This is a genomic window from Kitasatospora sp. NPDC054768 (assembly GCF_053612025.1).
Genome location: NZ_JBSHBN010000199.1, coordinates 1 through 15,975 on the forward strand (window position 1 = coordinate 1; position 15,975 = coordinate 15,975).

The 15,975-nt window shown below is 75.2% G+C and carries 15 protein-coding genes and 1 pseudogene; 10 read left to right on the plus strand and 6 right to left on the minus strand.

Features of this window, described 5'->3' with window-relative positions; all coding sequences use genetic code 11:
- Positions 1–240 precede the first annotated feature (240 nt).
- A pseudogene (locus tag ACWGKU_RS36425) lies at positions 241–631 on the plus strand (iron chaperone); the annotation flags it as partial.
- Between the two features lie 40 nt (positions 632–671).
- Here the strand turns inward: ACWGKU_RS36425 and ACWGKU_RS36430 are convergent.
- The gene (locus ACWGKU_RS36430; RefSeq protein ID WP_452178574.1) at positions 672–1,964 is read right to left on the minus strand and encodes an alpha/beta hydrolase family protein; all 1,293 of its coding nucleotides are present in this window, start codon (positions 1,962–1,964) and stop codon (positions 672–674) included.
- A gap of 215 nt (positions 1,965–2,179) precedes the next feature.
- A complete protein-coding gene (locus ACWGKU_RS36435; protein ID WP_401055368.1) occupies positions 2,180–2,512 on the minus strand; it encodes an ArsR/SmtB family transcription factor in 333 nt (110 codons plus the stop codon).
- 147 nt (positions 2,513–2,659) lie between these two features.
- Here ACWGKU_RS36435 and ACWGKU_RS36440 point away from each other — a divergent pair, with 147 nt between their 5' ends.
- Positions 2,660–3,841 (plus strand): MFS transporter, encoded by a 1,182-nt coding sequence (locus ACWGKU_RS36440; protein WP_452178573.1) that lies wholly within the window; start codon positions 2,660–2,662, stop codon positions 3,839–3,841.
- A 127-nt stretch (positions 3,842–3,968) separates the two neighbouring features.
- On the opposite strand, the gene pgm is transcribed toward ACWGKU_RS36440, so the two are convergent.
- The 3 genes from pgm to ACWGKU_RS36455 form a co-directional block, all read right to left on the minus strand.
- Positions 3,969–5,609, minus strand: coding sequence for a phosphoglucomutase (alpha-D-glucose-1,6-bisphosphate-dependent) (pgm, locus tag ACWGKU_RS36445; protein ID WP_359906354.1), 1,641 nt, complete (start codon positions 5,607–5,609; stop codon positions 3,969–3,971).
- A 143-nt stretch (positions 5,610–5,752) separates the two neighbouring features.
- Positions 5,753–6,052 (minus strand): YciI family protein, encoded by a 300-nt coding sequence (locus ACWGKU_RS36450; RefSeq protein WP_401052578.1) that lies wholly within the window; start codon positions 6,050–6,052, stop codon positions 5,753–5,755.
- 413 nt (positions 6,053–6,465) lie between these two features.
- Positions 6,466–6,831: a hypothetical protein gene (locus ACWGKU_RS36455; RefSeq protein ID WP_359906349.1), complete on the minus strand. Its 366-nt coding sequence runs from the start codon at positions 6,829–6,831 to the stop codon at positions 6,466–6,468.
- 142 nt (positions 6,832–6,973) lie between these two features.
- On the opposite strand from ACWGKU_RS36455, the gene ACWGKU_RS36460 reads away from it, so the two are divergent.
- The 5 genes from ACWGKU_RS36460 to ACWGKU_RS36480 all read left to right on the plus strand — a co-directional run bounded on the left by ACWGKU_RS36460 (position 6,974) and on the right by ACWGKU_RS36480 (position 11,038).
- Entirely contained in the window at positions 6,974–7,333 is a 360-nt protein-coding gene (locus ACWGKU_RS36460) for a hypothetical protein (protein ID WP_363587515.1), read from the plus strand.
- Positions 7,330–8,343 carry a hypothetical protein gene (locus ACWGKU_RS36465; protein WP_452178572.1) on the plus strand — a complete coding sequence of 338 codons (1,014 nt, stop codon included), beginning with the start codon at positions 7,330–7,332 and terminating at the stop codon, positions 8,341–8,343. Before ACWGKU_RS36460 ends, ACWGKU_RS36465 begins: the two co-directional genes overlap by 4 nt.
- The gene (locus ACWGKU_RS36470; protein ID WP_401052573.1) at positions 8,340–8,729 is read left to right on the plus strand and encodes a roadblock/LC7 domain-containing protein; all 390 of its coding nucleotides are present in this window, start codon (positions 8,340–8,342) and stop codon (positions 8,727–8,729) included. Before ACWGKU_RS36465 ends, ACWGKU_RS36470 begins: the two co-directional genes overlap by 4 nt.
- Before the next feature lie 383 nt (positions 8,730–9,112).
- The gene (locus tag ACWGKU_RS36475; RefSeq protein ID WP_452178571.1) at positions 9,113–9,451 is read left to right on the plus strand and encodes a hypothetical protein; all 339 of its coding nucleotides are present in this window, start codon (positions 9,113–9,115) and stop codon (positions 9,449–9,451) included.
- A 63-nt stretch (positions 9,452–9,514) separates the two neighbouring features.
- Positions 9,515–11,038: an FAD-binding protein gene (locus tag ACWGKU_RS36480; protein WP_401054333.1), complete on the plus strand. Its 1,524-nt coding sequence runs from the start codon at positions 9,515–9,517 to the stop codon at positions 11,036–11,038.
- Positions 11,039–11,131: 93 nt separating this feature from the next.
- On the opposite strand, the gene ACWGKU_RS36485 is transcribed toward ACWGKU_RS36480, so the two are convergent.
- Entirely contained in the window at positions 11,132–12,649 is a 1,518-nt protein-coding gene (locus ACWGKU_RS36485) for a multicopper oxidase family protein (protein ID WP_452178570.1), read from the minus strand.
- Between the two features lie 355 nt (positions 12,650–13,004).
- Here ACWGKU_RS36485 and ACWGKU_RS36490 point away from each other — a divergent pair, with 355 nt between their 5' ends.
- From ACWGKU_RS36490 to ACWGKU_RS36500, 3 genes are read left to right on the plus strand one after another with little or no spacing between them, the layout of a single operon-like run.
- Positions 13,005–14,555: a pyridoxal phosphate-dependent decarboxylase family protein gene (locus ACWGKU_RS36490; RefSeq protein WP_452178569.1), complete on the plus strand. Its 1,551-nt coding sequence runs from the start codon at positions 13,005–13,007 to the stop codon at positions 14,553–14,555.
- The gene (locus ACWGKU_RS36495; RefSeq protein ID WP_452178568.1) at positions 14,552–15,256 is read left to right on the plus strand and encodes a hypothetical protein; all 705 of its coding nucleotides are present in this window, start codon (positions 14,552–14,554) and stop codon (positions 15,254–15,256) included. The genes ACWGKU_RS36490 and ACWGKU_RS36495 overlap by 4 nt, the downstream gene beginning before the upstream one ends.
- Entirely contained in the window at positions 15,253–15,933 is a 681-nt protein-coding gene (locus tag ACWGKU_RS36500; protein WP_452178567.1) for a DUF6875 domain-containing protein, read from the plus strand. Before ACWGKU_RS36495 ends, ACWGKU_RS36500 begins: the two co-directional genes overlap by 4 nt.
- Positions 15,934–15,975: the final 42 nt, after the last annotated feature.

Genomic DNA, 15,975 nt, shown 5'->3' on the forward strand with positions numbered 1-15,975 from the left:
GCCCGTTTTTTTGTTTTATACCCCACCCCCCCGCCCCCCCCCCCCCGCGGGGGGCGCGGGGGGGGGGGGGGCGCCCCCCCCCCCGGCCCCCCCCCCCCCGCCGCTTCGTCGTGCGCACACCACCTGCCGGCACCGGCACCGGTATCTGACGGACCCTCCGCCGTGTCGGAGGCGGGCGCCAAGGTCCCTCCCGAGATCGCACGACAGCACGAGGGGTTCTCCGCCGAGGAGCGGGCCGCGATGAAGGACCACGCGCAGGAACTGAAGACGGCCGCGCGCCGGGCCTCGCAGACGGAGAAGGCGGCCGAGGCGCCGCGGGACGTGCTCGCGAAGATCACGGAGATGCCGCAGGGCGACCGGGTACCGGCCGAACGGGTGCACGAGGTGGTCACCGCCGCCGCTCCCGCACTCGCGCCCAGGCTCTGGTACGGGATGCCCGCCTACGCGCTGGAGGGCAGGGTGGTGTGCTTCTTCCAGAGCGCGGAGAAGTTCAAGTCCCGCTACGCCACGCCGGGTTTCAGCGACGAGGCGCAGCTGGACGAGGGGCCGATGTGGCCGGTCGTACTTCGCGCTGACGGAGGTGACGGCCGAGGTGGAGGAGCGGATCGCCGAGCTGGTGAAGCGCGCGGTCGGCCGAGGCGTCGGAGCGGCAGAGCAGCAGAACAGGGGGATCAGGCGTCGAAGCGGATCTCGGGCCAGCGGGGCGAGGGGGCGTCGAGCAGGGGGGCGGGGACGGCGCGCAGGTGGAGGCCGAAGTAGGCGGTGAGGTAGGCGCGTTGGGCGGCGACGGCGCGCTGGGGGTCGCCGGTGCCGAGGAAGTGTTCCAGCTGGTCGGCGGGCCAGGAGAAGACGCTCTGGCCCTGGGGGACGAGGAGTTGGAGGTCGCAGTAGGACAGGTGTCCTGAGCGGGTGAGGGTCAGGCGGCGGCGCCAGCCGGTCAGGTGCGGCCACAGGGTGTCCCACATGGCGTCGCGGGCGGGGCTGTCCCAGGTGGAGGCCATCAGCAGCAGGGGGCGGTCCTGGTCGGCGGTGGCGCTGGTGCCGAACAGGGGGCCGTCCAGGACGGCGCCGGCGCGGATGCGCGGGTCGTCGTGCAGGGCCTGGGCGGTGGTGGCGCCGCCCATGGAGTGGCCGAACATGCCGACGGCGTCGAGGTCGAGGGCGGTGTGGAGGCCGGCGGGCAGCGGGCCGCTTTCGAGGCGGTCGAGCAGGCAGCGGGCGTCGGCGGCGCGGTAGGCGACGATCTCGGCGTCGGTCATCGCCTGGACGCGGGCCTTGTCGCGCACTTCGAGGCGGTGGCCGGGGAATTCGACCTCGCCGGCGTCGTAGGTGTGGTCGACGGCGGCGACGACGTGGCCGTGGGAGGCGAGTTCCTCGGCGAGGGCGGTGTTGAAGGCGCTGTCGGCGCCGGAGCCGTGGGAGTTGAGGACCACGGGGTGGCGGCGGCCGCGGTCGGCGGGCACGTCCGGGCGGGCGTGGGTGGTGGGCCAGGTGAGGCGGGCGTCGGGGACGGCGAAGTAGGCGGCCTGCAGGTGGGCGGTCTCGGCAGGGTTCATCCACGGCGCGTACGGGCCCCGGGCGCCGGGCGCGGCCGGGTACCAGAGGCGGGCGCGCAGTTCGCGCGGGCGCGGCACGGGGGCCCAGGCGTCGGTGCGGGTGGCGTCGGTCAGGTACAGCAGGGCGGTGCCGACGGGGTGGGGGCCGGTGGGCGCCGGCAGGCACAGGCGGGGCTCCCCCGCGGCACCCCCCGACGCCGTGCCGCCCGGTGCGGCACCGCCCGGCGCGCTGTCGGCACGCGCGGGCCCGGCACCGGCGACGGCGGCGGTGGCGGTGGCGGCGCCCAGGGCGAGCGCCCCGAGGACACCGCGGCGGCTGAGCGGACGGTCGAGCGGGCGCTCGGACGGACGGGAGAACGGACGGGAGAACGGACGGTCGGACGGGCGCTCGGGCTGGGATGCGGTCATGGGCGTGGCTCCTGCGGCGGGTCGGGCGGCGGCACGACGGCGGGGTGCGCCGGTGGGCGGTGCGCGCCGGTGGGCGGGGTGCGCGTCCACCGTGCCGACCCGGCCCGCCCGGGCGCGTCCGCCCGCGGCAGGAGCCGCCCGGGGGGCCTTACGTCCGCAGGCCTACGCCTGCGGCGGCAGCCGCGGCGCTCCATCCCCTAGGGGCCAACCCGGGTCTACCGTACGGGAGTTGCCTGGCCCGCCAGGAGCGCGTCGAGCAGGCCGGGGAAGCGGGCGTCGAGGTCGGCGCGGCGCAGGCTGACGAAGCGGTTGCGGCCGGCGACGCGGGTGGTGGTGACGCCGGCCTCGCGCAGCACCCGCATGTGGTGGGAGACGGTCGACTTGTGGAGGTGGTCCAGGCCCAGGTCGCGGGGGTCGCAGGAGTGCTCGGCGTCGTCGGCGTAGCTGAGCAGCAGGGTCATGCGCACGGGGTCGCCGAGGGCGTGCAGGACCGTGACGAGGTCGATGTCGGCGGTGGCGGGCTGGGGAAGCCGCTCGTCGTCGCTCATGGCGCACGCTCCTCGGGGGCCGCGGGGAACCGCGGGGGAAACGGATGGTTTGACAATCATCCACCCATCCCCGAGTGTTTGACGAGCATCAAACAGTTGCATGTCCATCCAACAATTGGTTTTCCTTGCGCCCCGGGGGGCCCTGCCGTGCCCGTACGTCTGCTCCTGCTCGCCCTCGGCACCTTCGCCATGGGCACCGACTCGATGGTCTTCGCCGGCATCCTCGGCCCGATCTCCGCCGACCTGGGGGTGTCGGTGCCGGCCGCCGGCCAGCTGGTCACCGTCTTCGCGCTCGGCTACGCGCTGCTGGCCCCGGTGCTGGCCACGCTCACCGCCCGCTGGCCGCGCCGGCGCCTGCTGCTGACCGCGCTCGCGGTGTTCAGCGCGGCCAACGCGCTCAGCGCGCTCGCCCCCACCTACGGGCTGCTGCTGGCCACCCGCGTCCTGGCCGCGGCCGGCGCCGCCCTCTACACGCCCACCGCCAACGCGGTGGCCACCACCCTGGTCGCCCCCGAGCGGCGCGGACGGGCGCTGGCGACCGTGCTCGGCGGGATGACGGTGGCCACCGCGCTCGGCGTGCCGCTGGGCACCTGGGTGGGACGCGCCGACTGGCGGATGACGATGTGGCTGGTCACCGCGCTGGGCCTGGCCGCCCTCGCGGGCCTCGCCCTCCTGCTGCGCGACCTGCCCGCCCCCACCGCCGCCCCCACCCTCAAGGCGCGCCTGGCGCCGCTGGGCCGGCGCCGGGTGCTGGGCGCCGCGGCCACCACGCTGGTGTTCTTCCTCGCCTTCCAGAGCGTCTACATCTTCCTGTCCACCGCGATGTCCGGCGCCACCGGCGGCGACGCCGACCGGCTGAGCCTGATCCTGCTGACCAGCGGCGTGATGTCGGTGGCCGGCAGCTGGCTGGGCGGGCGCCTGGTGGACCGGATCGGGGTGCGGCGGGTGCTGCTGGCCGGCTCGGCGGTGGCCGCGCTCGCGTTCGCCGCGCTGCCGTGGCTGGGGCGCAGCATGCCGGGGGCGCTGGGGTACGCGGTGGTGGTGCCGCTGGCGGGGTGGGCGGTGTCGGTGGCGCTGCCGCACCGGCTGGCGTCGATCGATCCGGTGAACGCGCCGCTGCTGATCTCGTTGAACAGCAGTGCGCTGTACCTGGGGACGGCGGCGGGGGGTGCGGCGGGGTCGGCGGCGATCGCGGTGCTGGGCGGGCGGTGGTTCCCGTTCGCGGCGGCGGTGCTGGCGCTGGTGGCGTGCGCGGTGGCGGCGGCGACCACGCGCGACGAGCGCCGGCCCGCTCCGGGCCCGGAGCGGGCGCAGCCGGCGGGCGTCTGAGCGGGCGGCAGCCGGCGGGCCCGGCAGGCGCGCCCAGGAGGTGCGCCCGGCAGGCGCGCCCGGGAGGTGCGGGGGTGCCCCGGTCCGGCGGAACGTGCCGGGCCGGGGCCGCCCGGTGCGGGGGGGGTCAGCCCCGCAGGACCTCGCCGACCAGGGCGCGGGCCTCGTCCTGGACCCGGGCGAGGTGTTCGTCGCCGTGGAAGGACTCGGCGTAGATCTTGTAGACGTCCTCGGTGCCCGAGGGGCGGGCGGCGAACCAGGCGTTCTCGGTGCAGACCTTGATGCCGCCGATCAGGGCGCCGTTGCCGGGGGCCTTGGCGAGGACGGCGGTGATCTTCTCGCCGGCGATCTCGCCGGCGCCGACCCGTTCGGGGGACAGGCGGGCCAGGCGGGCCTTCTGTTCGCGGTCGGCGGGGGCGTCCACGCGGGCGTAGGAGGGTGCGCCGTGGCGCTCGGTCAGTTCGCGGTAGTGGGCGCTGGGGGTGGCGCCGGTGACGGCGGTGATCTCGGAGGCCAGCAGGGCGAGCAGGATGCCGTCCTTGTCGGTGGTCCACACCCCGCCGTCGCGGCGCAGGAAGGAGGCGCCGGCGCTCTCCTCGCCGCCGAAGCCGATCGAGCCCTCCAGCAGGCCGTCGACGAACCACTTGAAGCCGACCGGGACCTCCACCAGGGTGCGGCCGAGGTCGGCGGCGACGCGGTCGAGCATGGAGGAGGAGACCAGGGTCTTGCCGACGCCGGCGTCGCCGGGCCAGTCGGCGCGGTGGCGGTAGAGGTAGTCGACGGCCACCGCGAGGTAGTGGTTGGGGTTCATCAGGCCGCCGTCGGGGGTGACGATGCCGTGGCGGTCGGCGTCGGCGTCGTTGCCGGTGGCGATGGCGTACTCGTCCTTGCGGCCGATGAGGGAGGCCATCGCGGCCGGGGAGGAGCAGTCCATGCGGATCCTGCCGTCCCAGTCGAGCGTCATGAACCGCCAGGTCGGGTCGGTCACCGGGTTGACGACGGTCAGGTCCAGGCGGTGGGTCTCGGCGATGCGCGCCCAGTAGGCCACCGAGGCCCCGCCGAGCGGGTCGGCGCCGATGCGCAGGCCCGCGTCGCGCACCGCGTCCAGGTCCAGGACGGAGGGCAGGTCCTCGACGTAGGCGGTGAGGTAGTCGTGGCGCCCGGTGGTGGCGGCGGCCAGCGCCCGCGCGTAGGGGACCTTCTTGACGCCGCGCAGGCCCTCGCGGATCAGCTCGTTGGCGCGGTCCTGGATCCAGCCGGTGGCCTGGGAGCCGGCCGGGCCGCCGCTGGGCGGGTTGTACTTGAAGCCGCCGTCGCGCGGCGGGTTGTGCGAGGGGGTGACCACGATGCCGTCGGCCAGCGCGCGGGGGCTGCGCCGGTTGTGGGCGAGGATCGCGTGGGAGACCGCCGGGGTGGGGGTGTAGCCGTCGGCGGCGTCGATCAGCACCTGAACGCCGTTGGCGGCCAGGACCTCCAGGGCGGTGGCCCTGGCGGGCTCGGACAGGGCGTGGGTGTCGGCGCCCAGGAACAGCGGGCCCGCGACGCCCTGTTCGGCCCGGTACTCGCAGATCGCCTGCGTGGTCGCGGCGATGTGGTCCTCGTTGAAGGCCGCGTCCAGCGACGAGCCCCGGTGTCCCGAGGTCCCGAACGCCACCCGCTGCCCGGGCTCCTGCGGGTCCGGGTTCAGCGCGTAGTACGCCGTCACCAGCCGCGCCACGTCCACCAGGTCACCGGGCTGCGCCGGCTGCCCGGCCCGTGCGTGTGCCATCCGTCTTCTCCCGCCGAAAGTCGGTACTCGCGATACGTCGTCGCTCCGCGCTCACCGATCGTAGCCAGAACGCGACCGTGCCCCGAACCGCGCGAACGGCCCGGGGCACCACGGACGGACGGGGACGGGCGGGGCGGCAGGGCTCAGGCGGGCAGTTGCTGGCGGTGGGCCGCCAACTCCTCGGCGGTGGTGGTGGCGAGGAACTCCGTCACCCGGTACTCGGTCAACCCGGCCCGCACGAACGGGTCGGTGGCCACCAGTGCCTCGATGCCGGCCCGGTCCGGTCCCACCGCGAGGATCACCCCGCCGTCGCGCGGCACCTTGCGCCCCGAGGCGAGGAAGGTGCCCGCCGCGTAGTGCTCCCGGAGCCACTCGATGTGCCGGGGCAGCACGGCGTCGATCGACTCCACGTCGGCGGTGTACGTCAGCTCAAGTACGAACATGCGGCCCAGGCTAGACCCAACGCCGTTCGGTCAAGGCGGCTCGGGGGCGCTCCTTCGTGCCGCGCGCGGCGTGGTCGGGCCGATTCCGCGGCACCGCCGAAACACCGGCGCTCCGGCGGTTCGACCACGGTATTCCGGCGCCCCGTCGCCGGCCGGAACAGCCGGGGCGAATATGACGCCCAGTCATCGGAAAGTCACGCATCTCCGTGGTCGGCGTACACCCGTGATATTTCGCGGCCCGATTCCCGCGGACGGATCTCCGTAGCCGGTTCGTCACGCCCCGCATTCGCTCCGCCCGGAATTCCACGCGCGACACGCGGCCCGCGCGGGGCCTTCCGGACAGTCCTTCGGGCAGGGCTTCCGGGCGGGCATTCCGGACGGGGCGCGGACACGGGCCGCCGGCCCGGCCTCGGCTAGACGTCGAGAGCGGCCTCGATGCGCTTGAGACCGTGCCGGGCGAGCGCAAGGTTGGCGCGCGAGCGGTCCAGCGCCAGGTAGAGGAAGAGCGAGCCGTGACCGCGGGTCAGCGGGCGGATCAGGTGGTACTGGGTGCCGAGGGTGATCAGGACGTCCTCGATGACATCGTCGATCGACAGCGCGGCCAGGGCGCGTATCTTCGCACGAACGACCTCGGTGTTGGCGGCGGCCGCAATCTCCAGGTCGAGTTGCTGCCCCCCGCCGAGGAACCCGAGCGACATACCGCTCTCGTAGTCGGCCACGGCCACTCCGATGGCCCCCTCGATGGCCATCGCGTCCTTGAGTGCGTCGTCAATGTTCATGCGCTGTTCGTCCTTTGCGTGACTTCCGGGCGGAACTCCCGTGTGCAGGAACAAAGTAGCAAGAAGTCACCGGTTGTGGTCACCTCGTGAAAATGATGGAATAAAGTACGCTACCGGGGGTTCAGAACGTGAAGGGGTACTGGTGCGCGCACTCGAAGCTTCCCTCTCCGATGTGCTCGGCTCCCCCGGAGTGGTCGGTGCCGCGCTCGTCGACGCCGTCACAGGTCTCAGCTACCAGTCCGCCGGGGACCACCGGCTGCTCGGGACCGGGGCCGAACTCGCCGAGCTGACCAACCTGATCGGCGAGCGGCTGTACGAGGCAGGGGCGGAGAGCGAGTTGGAGAGCCTGGTGGTCACCAGCACCCGCCATCACCAGGTCGTCCAGGTGGTGTCCCGGAAGGGCGACCCCCTGCTGCTGGCCACCGTGCTGGACCGGGAACGGACCAACCTGGCGCTGGCCGTCCGCCAGACCGCCGACCGCGCGCAGGACTTGCTGGCATGACCGACCCGTCCTACGACACGGCGCCGCCCGGCGTGCCCGCAGCTCCCACGACGCCGGCTCCGCCCACCGCGCGCAACGTGCCCGCGCTGCTGCTCGCGCTGCGCCGGACGGAGTTCACCGGCTCGGTCACCGTCTCCGGCGCACCGGGCGGCACGATCCACCTGGAGCAGGGTCTGGTCGCCGCGATCGAGACCCCCGGGGCCCCGACCGCCGAGACCCTGCTGCTGAAGTCCCGGCGCGTCGGCGAGGAGGAGTGGGCGTCCGCCGAGACGGCCGCGTCCGCCGGCCGGCCGGCCGACGCCGCCCCGACCTGGGGCGGCGACCTCGGCGCGGCCCTGGTGGCTCAGGGGTCGATCGGCGCCGCCGAGCTCGAAGCCGTCTGCGCCGCCGCCGCCTTCGACGGGGCCTTCGCCCTGGTGCTGAGCCCGCCCGGCAGTTGGGAGACGGCCGAGGCGGCGCCGCCTGCCAGGATCGCGCTGCGCCCGGGCATCGAGCCGGAGCGGCTCTTCGAGGAGACCGCCCGGCGGACGGCCCTGCTGACCCGCCTCTGGGGACCGCCCGGCGAACTGGCCCGCATCCGGATCCGTCCTGCCGCCCGGGCCGAGTCCGGCGCGCTGCGGATCCCGGTCCGCCACCGGGAGATCCTGGCCGCCGCCACCGGCCGCCGCACCGCGCGCGACCTCGGCTTCGCCCTGGGACGCGGCGTGTTCGCGGTGCTCCTCGACGTCGTACGGATGGACGCCCGGCACCTGCTCCACCGGGAACCGGCGCACCCGACTCCCCTGGCACCGAGCGTGGCCCCGCGCAGGCCGACGGGTGAACCGCCGCCGGCCGGCACCGGGCCGCTGCCGCGCCGCGTCCGCGGCGGACGCGGCGCGGGCGGCCCCGGCGGCCTGCCCGCCCGATCCGAGGGAGCGGCGGCCGCTCCCGACGGTCCACCGAACGCACACCGCGCCGAGCACACCGCGTGTACCGAGACGACCGAGCAGAGCGAGAAGAGCGCACCATGAGCAGCCAGACACCGACCGCCGTGCTGGTCGACGAGTTGAAGTCCCTCCGCGACCGGGTCATGGGCATCTCGGAGAGTGTCATCTCCACCACCGACGGCCTGTTGGTGGCCGCCGACACGGCCGCCGTCCACCCCGAGTCGGCCGCCGCCCTGTCGGCCGCCATGCTCGGCCTCGGCCGGCGCACCGCGGCCGAGGTCGGCGTGGGCGGCCTGCGCGACGTGGTCACCCGCTGCAACAGCGGCTACGTCGTGGTGCTGGCGATCGGGGAGCAGGCGCTGCTGATGATCCTGGGAGACGAGGGCCTCGACGTCGCCGGCCTGCACCGCGAGTCGCCCGCCACGGTCCGCCGCCTGGGCGAGCTGCTCGGGATGGTCCCCGCGGTCTAGTCGGGCAGTTGCCGGAGCTCGGTTGCACGTGGGTCACGGCCCGCCTCCCCCGCCTCCGCGACTCCGCCTCGGGAGCGGGCTCGGGCTCGGGCTCGGGAACCCGGGCCCGGGAGTTCGGGCTCGAAAGTTCGGCCCCGCGGCACCCGGCCGGGAGGGTGCCGACCCCCATCCTGCCAGGTCGGGCAAGGGTTCGGTAGGACGCAGCCCACCCTTCTTCCGCCTTGCCGCGCGTCGGTGCGCGCCCGCAGACTCGTGCGCATCCCCTTCCGTGTCCCGCGCCGACCGTCCTTTCCAGGGCGGCCGGCGCGCACGGCGTGCTGCCCCCGCACAGGGGCGGCGGGCGGACGGGGGGACCACACGAACGACGAAGGGGGACGGGCGCGATGAGCGTGCACGAGGACATGGTGCTGAAGGCCCGGGTGCGGCTGCTGAGCCACAACGAGCGGATCCTGCGCGGCGAGGAGGGCCTGTGGGTGTACCGGGCGCTGTTCGCCGTCAGCCCGGCCGCCCACGCCTACAAGCTGGCGTTCGTACTGCGGGAGGCCGCCGAGGGGCCGCGGGTGGCCCACCTGCCCGAGGCGCGGCGGGCGCTGCTGGACGAGGCGCGGGCGGCGTGCGCGCACGTCCCCGCCCACGCCCCCGCCCATCAGGTGCGGATGTGGGAGTACCCGATGGCCGAGCTGCGGCGCATCGAGCAGCAGATCACCGGTGCACGCCAGTAGGTGATCACCCGATAGTTGCGATACAACAATCCCTATTTGACGACTGATCGGAGAAATTCTGATATGAGCAGGTCAGGACTGTCGCGCCGCGCCCTCCTCACCTCGGCCGGCGCCGGGGCCGTCACCGCCGTCATCGGCTGGAACACCGCCACCGCCGCCTGGGCCACCGAGGCCGACGCGGACACCGGCGCCGACACCGGCGCCGACATCGCCCGGCTGCCCGCCCTGGACGGCACGGTGACCCTGCGGGGCGAGGGCCTGGAGCGCTTCTCCGGCGACTTCGGACACCTCGTCACCGCCGCGCCCCGGGCGGTGCTGCGCCCCGGCTCGGTGCGCGACGTGCAGCAGCTGGTCGCCTTCGCCCGCCGCCACCGCATCCCGGTGGCCGTCAACGGGCAGAGCGGGGACCTCGCGCAGCTCGGCGAGGCCGCACTGGAGTCGCACTCCAGCTACGGCCAGGCCAACCCCCGCGGCGGCGTCGCCATCGACGCCCGCGGCCTGTCGAAGGTCGTCTCGGTGCGCCCGGGGCGCGCCGTGGTCGAGGCCGGGGCGACCTGGGCGCAGGTCACCGAGGCGGGCCTGGCCGCGGGCTGGGTGCCGCCGGTGCTCACCGACTACCTGCACCTGTCGGTGGGCGGCACGCTGAGCGTCGGCGGCATCGGCGGCGGCGTGCAGCGCCACGGCATGCAGGTCGACAACGTGCTGGAGCTGGACGTGGTGACCGGCACCGGCGAGCTGGTCACCGCCTCCCCCACCCGCAACCGCGAGCTGTTCGAGGCGGTGCTGGCCGGCGGCGGCCAGGTCGGCGTCATCGTGCGCGTCACCCTCGCCCTGGTGCGGGTGCCCGAGCGCGCCCACGTCTTCTCGCTGTACTACGACGACCTGGACGCCTACCTCGCCGACCAGGAGAAGGTGCTGGCCCGGCGCCGCTTCGACTTCCAGGTCGGCGACGTGGTGCGCAGCGCGGACGGTTCGCGCTGGCGCTACAAGGCGGAGCTGGTGGCGTTCGCGGACGCCGGGCAGGCGGTGGACCGGGCGGCGCTGCTGGCGGGGCTGGCGCCGGTGGAGACGGAGGTGGTGGAGCAGAGCTGGCGGGAGTACGCCTACCGGGTGGACGGCTTCTCGGGGTACCTGCGGGCGGCCGGGTTCTGGGCGCTGCCCAAGCCGTGGCTGAGCGTGTTCCTGCCGGCGTCCACGGCGCGGGCGTTCATGGCGCGGGCCGCCGAGGTGCTGACCGCCGCCGACCTGGGGGCGGGGCTGCTGCTGTTCTACCCGTACCTGCGCTCGAAGGTGAAGGCGCCGCTGGCGGTGCTGCCGGGGCGGGAGGAGGTGGGCTGGCACTTCGACCTGCTGGCCTTCCCGGGGCCGGGGTCGGACACGGCGGCGATGCTGGAGCGCAACCGGGTGCTGTACGACCTGGCGGTGGAGCTGGGCGGCAAGCGGTACCTGATCGGGGCGGTGCCGGGGATGACGCGCGCGGACTGGCAGCGCCACTACGGGGGGCTGTGGGAGCGGGTGGTGGCGGCCAAGCGGCGCTGGGACCCGGCGGGGATCCTCACCCCGGGGCAGGGCATCCACGCGTCCTGACGCGCCCTCGGGCCGCCCGCGTCACGGCGGGCGGCCCGGCGGGGGCCGGGTGGCCGGGTGGCAGGGTGGCCGGGTGATCGGGCTCTCGGGTGCTCAGGTGATCTCCATCTGGGCCATCATGCCCATCGCGGAGTGGTCCAGCAGGTGGCAGTGGTAGGGGTAGCGGCCGCGGTAGGAGTCGAAGGTGGCCTGCAGGCGCACGCTCTCGCCGGGCATCAGGCGCACGGTGTCCTTGAGGCCCGACTCCTCGGGGCCGGGGGCCCTGCCGTTGCGCTGGAGGACGCGGAACTGCACCAGGTGCAGGTGGAAGTTGTGCGGGATGTCGGTGTTGGCGTTGTGGACGGTCCAGATCTCCGAGGTGCCGAAGGCGACGGCGGCGTCCACCCGGGCCGGGTCGTACACCTTGCCGTCGATCAGGCCGCGCGGGGCGGCGCCGGCGCCGCCCTCCTCGACCTTGAGCACGACGGTGCGCTCGCGGGCCACCGGTCCCGGCGGCGGCAGGGTGCGCAGCCGGTCGGGGACGGCGGAGGGGTCGGGGGCGGGGCGGCCGACGTCGAAGCGCAGGACCTGGCCGATGTGTTCGGCGGGGCCCGGCGGCATGGAGTTGGTGAGCACGACGCTCGTGCCGGGGCGGTAGCGGGAGAAGTCGATGACGACGTCGGCGCGCTCGCCGGGCGAGAGGTCGACGGTGTCGGTGGTGTGGGGGCGTTCCAGCAGGCCGCCGTCGGAGCCGATCCAGGTGATGGGGCCGCCGTCGGCCAGGCGCAGGGAGAAGAAGCGCAGGTTGGAGGAGTTGAGCAGGCGGATGCGGTAGCGGCGGGCGGCGACGTCGACCTTGGGCCAGGGGCGGCCGTTGGCGAGGATGGTGGCGCGTCCGGCGGCGTCGTCCATGCGGTAGACGAGGTTGCCGGAGGCGTCGAAGCGGGCGTCGCGCAGCGCGATGGGCAGGTCGTAGCGGCCCGAGGGCAGTGGCAGGGCGGCCTCGGTGGCGTCGGTGAGCAGGTAGGTGCCGGCCAGTCCCCGGTAGACGTGCTCGGACTCCAGGTGGTGGGCGTGGTCGTGGAACCACAGGCTCGCGTGGGGCTGGTCGTTGGGGTAGGTGCAGGTGCGGGTGGCGCCGGCGTTCAGCAGGTTCATCGGGCCGCCGTCGCTGTCGACGGGGACGGAGGAGCCGTGCAGGTGGACGGAGACCGGGTCGTCCAGCAGGTTGGTCTGGCGCACGATCACCGGCCGTCCGGAGCGGGCGCGGATGACGGGCCCGGGGAAGGCGCCGTTGTAGGTGAGGACGTCGGTGCGGTGCCCGGGCAGGATGCGGGCGAAGGAGCGCAGCATGGTCACCGCGTAGGTGTCGGCGCCGCCGTCGGTGGAGACGGGGCTGAGCACCGGGGGCAGCGGCAGGGCGGTGGTGAACTTCGGGGCGAGCGCGGGGCCGGCGTCGGGGCCCGGGTCGGGGGCGGTGGCGCCCGCCGGGTGGGCGTGCCCCGCGTCCTGCGCGGCGGCGGAGGCGGAGGAAGCGGCGGCGGAGGCGGCCGGGTGCTGGGTGGTGCGCACGAGCAGGACTCCTCCCCCGGCCGCCAGGGCGGCGCCGATCATCCTGCGTCTGGTCACCATCGCGTCTCTCCTCCCGGGTGGGCTCCCCCGGCCTCTCCCGGGTGGGGGCGGCCTTGTCCGGGGGTGATTGCAGCAGCGTCCGCTCGTGCCCCGCTGGGGTCCGGCTGGGGCCGCGGGCGGCGCCCTTCGGGCCGGTGGGGGGCGGTGCGGGCGGGGCCGGTGGGCGCCGCGGTGGGTGAGCTGCGGGTGTTGCGGGCGCCTTGCGCGGCGCCGCCACCGTGGCTGCGGACGCGGTCGAGGAACGCTCAAGGACTCGGCTCGCGGTGAACGCTCGTACTCGCCGGGGGCCCGGCGTGCTGCTCACCCGCGCGCCGGCCCCCGTCTGTCGAAGGACTCGAAGGGGAAGGGCCGGAGCGTGGACCTGCGGTACTGGCTGCCGAGGGCGGCCGAGGTGGCCGAGCGGTGGGGCGAGCGGTTCGGGCCGCTGCGGCCGCACCCCTCGCACCTGGTGGACGAGGCGGACTTCGCCGCCGCGTTCGAGCGCTTCGCCAAGCGCCTGGAGCACAACTACCCGTTCTTCCACCCGCGTTACGCCGGGCAGATGGTCAAGCCCCCGCACCCGGCGGCGGTGGTGGGCTACCTGACGGCGATGCGCTTCAACCCCAACAACCACGCCTACGAGGGCGGGCCGGCCACCAACGACATGGAACGCGAGTGCGTCGCGCAGCTCGCCGCCATGTTCGCGCTGCCCGCGCACGTGGGCCACCTGACCAGCAGCGGCACCATCGCCAACCTGGAGGCGCTGTACGTGGCGCGCCAGAGCCACCCCGGCCTCGGCGTCGCCCACAGCGCCCAGGCCCACTACACCCACAGCCGGATGTGCCACGTCCTGGGCGTCGAGAGCCACGCGGTGGCGGCCGACGCCGAGGGCCGGATGGACGTCGGCGCGCTGGAGGAACTGCTGCGCACCGGGCGGGTGGGCACGGTGGTGGTCACCTGCGGCACCACCGGGCCCGGCGCCGTCGACCCGGTGCACGAGATCCTCCCGCTGGCCCGCCGCTACGGGGCGCGGGTGCACGTGGACGCCGCCTACGGCGGGTTCTTCGCGCTGCTGGCCGCCGACGACGCGCTCGCGGCCTCGCTCGGGGTGGACACCGCGCCGTGGCGGGCCGTCGCCGGCTGCGACTCGGTGACCGTCGACCCGCACAAGCACGGCCTGCAGCCCTACGGCTGCGGGGCGGTGCTGTTCGCCGACCCCGGCATCGGGCGGCACTTCGCCCACGACTCCCCGTACACCTACTTCACCGACGCCGAACTGCACCTGGGCGAGATCAGCCTGGAGTGCTCGCGCGCCGGGGCCTCGGCCGCCGCGCTGTGGCTGACCCTGCAGCTGCTGCCGCTCACCCCCGAGGGCCTGGGCGCGGGGCTGGCCGCGAGCCGGCGCGCCGCCCTGACCTGGGCCGAACTGATCGACGCCAGCGAGGAGTTGACGCTGCATCAGTGGCCGCAGCTGGACATCCTCACCTACTTCCCCACCGTCCCCGGGACGCCGGCGCCCGCGCTGTCGGCGATCGACGCCGCCAGCGAGCACGTCCTGCGCCGGGGCATGGCCGACGAGCGGGACCCCGTCTACCTGAGCGTGCTGCGCGTGGACGCCGCCGACTTCACCCGCCGCCACCCCGGCGTGCGCGCGGACGCGGGCGGGGCCCGGGTGCTGCGCAGCGTGCTGATCAAGCCGGAGGCGGAGGAGTGGGTGGAGCCGCTGCACGCGCGGGTCACCGCCCTGGCCGCCGCGGCCGGTGCGGCCACCCGACCGTCACCCGACGCGGCCGGTACGGGCGGTGCGGCCGCCGCATCCCGTGCGGCCGAGGTGACCGCCGCACCCGGTACCACCGATACGACCGATGTGACCGTTGACCCGCCTTCCCCTTCGTCCGCCCCCTCGTTCGAGGAGAGTGCCCGTTGACCACCACCACCGCCCTGCCCGCCGCCGCGGGCACCGCCCTGCGGCCCGCCGTACGGCCCGTCGTGCGCCCGGCCCGCCCGGGCGAGGAGGACGCCGTCGCCCACGTGCTCGCCGCCGCCTTCGCCGACGACGCGCTGATGCTCTGGGCCTTCCCCGACCCCGGCCACCGCGCCCGCGTGATGCCCGCCTTCTTCCGCGTCCACGTCGAACAGTGCCTGGCCCACCGGGGCGCCCTGGTCGCCCACCGGGCCACCACCGGTGACGACACCGCGCAGGACGGCGAGCCGCTGGGGGCGCTGCTGTTCCTGCCGCCCGGCCACTGGGACGACCCCGGCCCGAAGGACGGCGCCGCCGCCCTGGCCCTCGCCGAGGCGATCGACGCCGCCGGCCACGACGGGCCCGCCCGCCGCCTGGCCGCCATCGCCCGCCTGCAGACCCTGCGCCACCCGCGCCACCGCTCCCACCACTACCTCGCCTTCGTCGGCGTGCACCCCGACGCCCGCCGCACCCGCACCGGCCGGGCCCTGCTGCACGCCTTCCTCGCCGAGGTCGACGCCACCGGCCAGGCCGCCTACGCCGAGACCAGCTCCCCCGGCGGGGCCCACCTGCTCGCCGGCGGCGGCTTCACCCGCTTCGGCGAGGCCATCGCCCTGCCCGGCGGCGGCCCCCGCCTGGCCCCGGTGTGGCGGGGGCCCCGATGACCGCCCCCGCCCTGCCCGCCGCCCCCGCCGGCTCCTCCGCGCTGCGCCTGTACAGCGCCGGACAGATCGACGCCGGCCACGCCGCCGAACGCCCCGAGGCCGCCGAAACCCTCGCCTGGGCGCGGGCCTTCCTCACCACCGCCCACCCCGACCTCGGCCGCAGCGGCCCGGTCTGCCCCTACACCCAGCCCTCGCTGCGCCGCGGCCTGTTCCACATCGCCGTCGCCGACGGCTCCCCCGACGGGGACCTGCCCCGCCTGGTCGCCGAACTGCGCTCCCGCTACGACGAGTTGCTCGCCGCCCTGACGGAGGAGTCCGACCGCGAACTGCTCACCGTCCTGCTGGTCATGCCCCAGCTGGACCGCGAGGACTCCACCGTGCTGGACGAGCTCCAGCGCAAGGCCAAGGACGAGTTCGTCGAACAGGGCCTGATGATCGGCCAGTTCCACCCGGTCTGCGAGGAACCCGGCCTGTGGAACCACACCTTCAGGCCGCTGCGCGCCCCCGTCCCGCTGCTCGCGGTGCGCAAGCTCCTGGTCTTCGACCTGCCCTTCCTCGCCGGCGACGAGACCCACCTGAACCACTACCTGGCCCGCTTCGCCCCCGAGGTCCCCGCCCGCATCCGCGCCCAGCTGGTCACCAGCGTCCGCGCCCGCCGGCAGAACGCCGCCGCCTGACCCCCTCCCCCCGCGCGCGCGGAGCCGGCCGGCGCCCGGCTC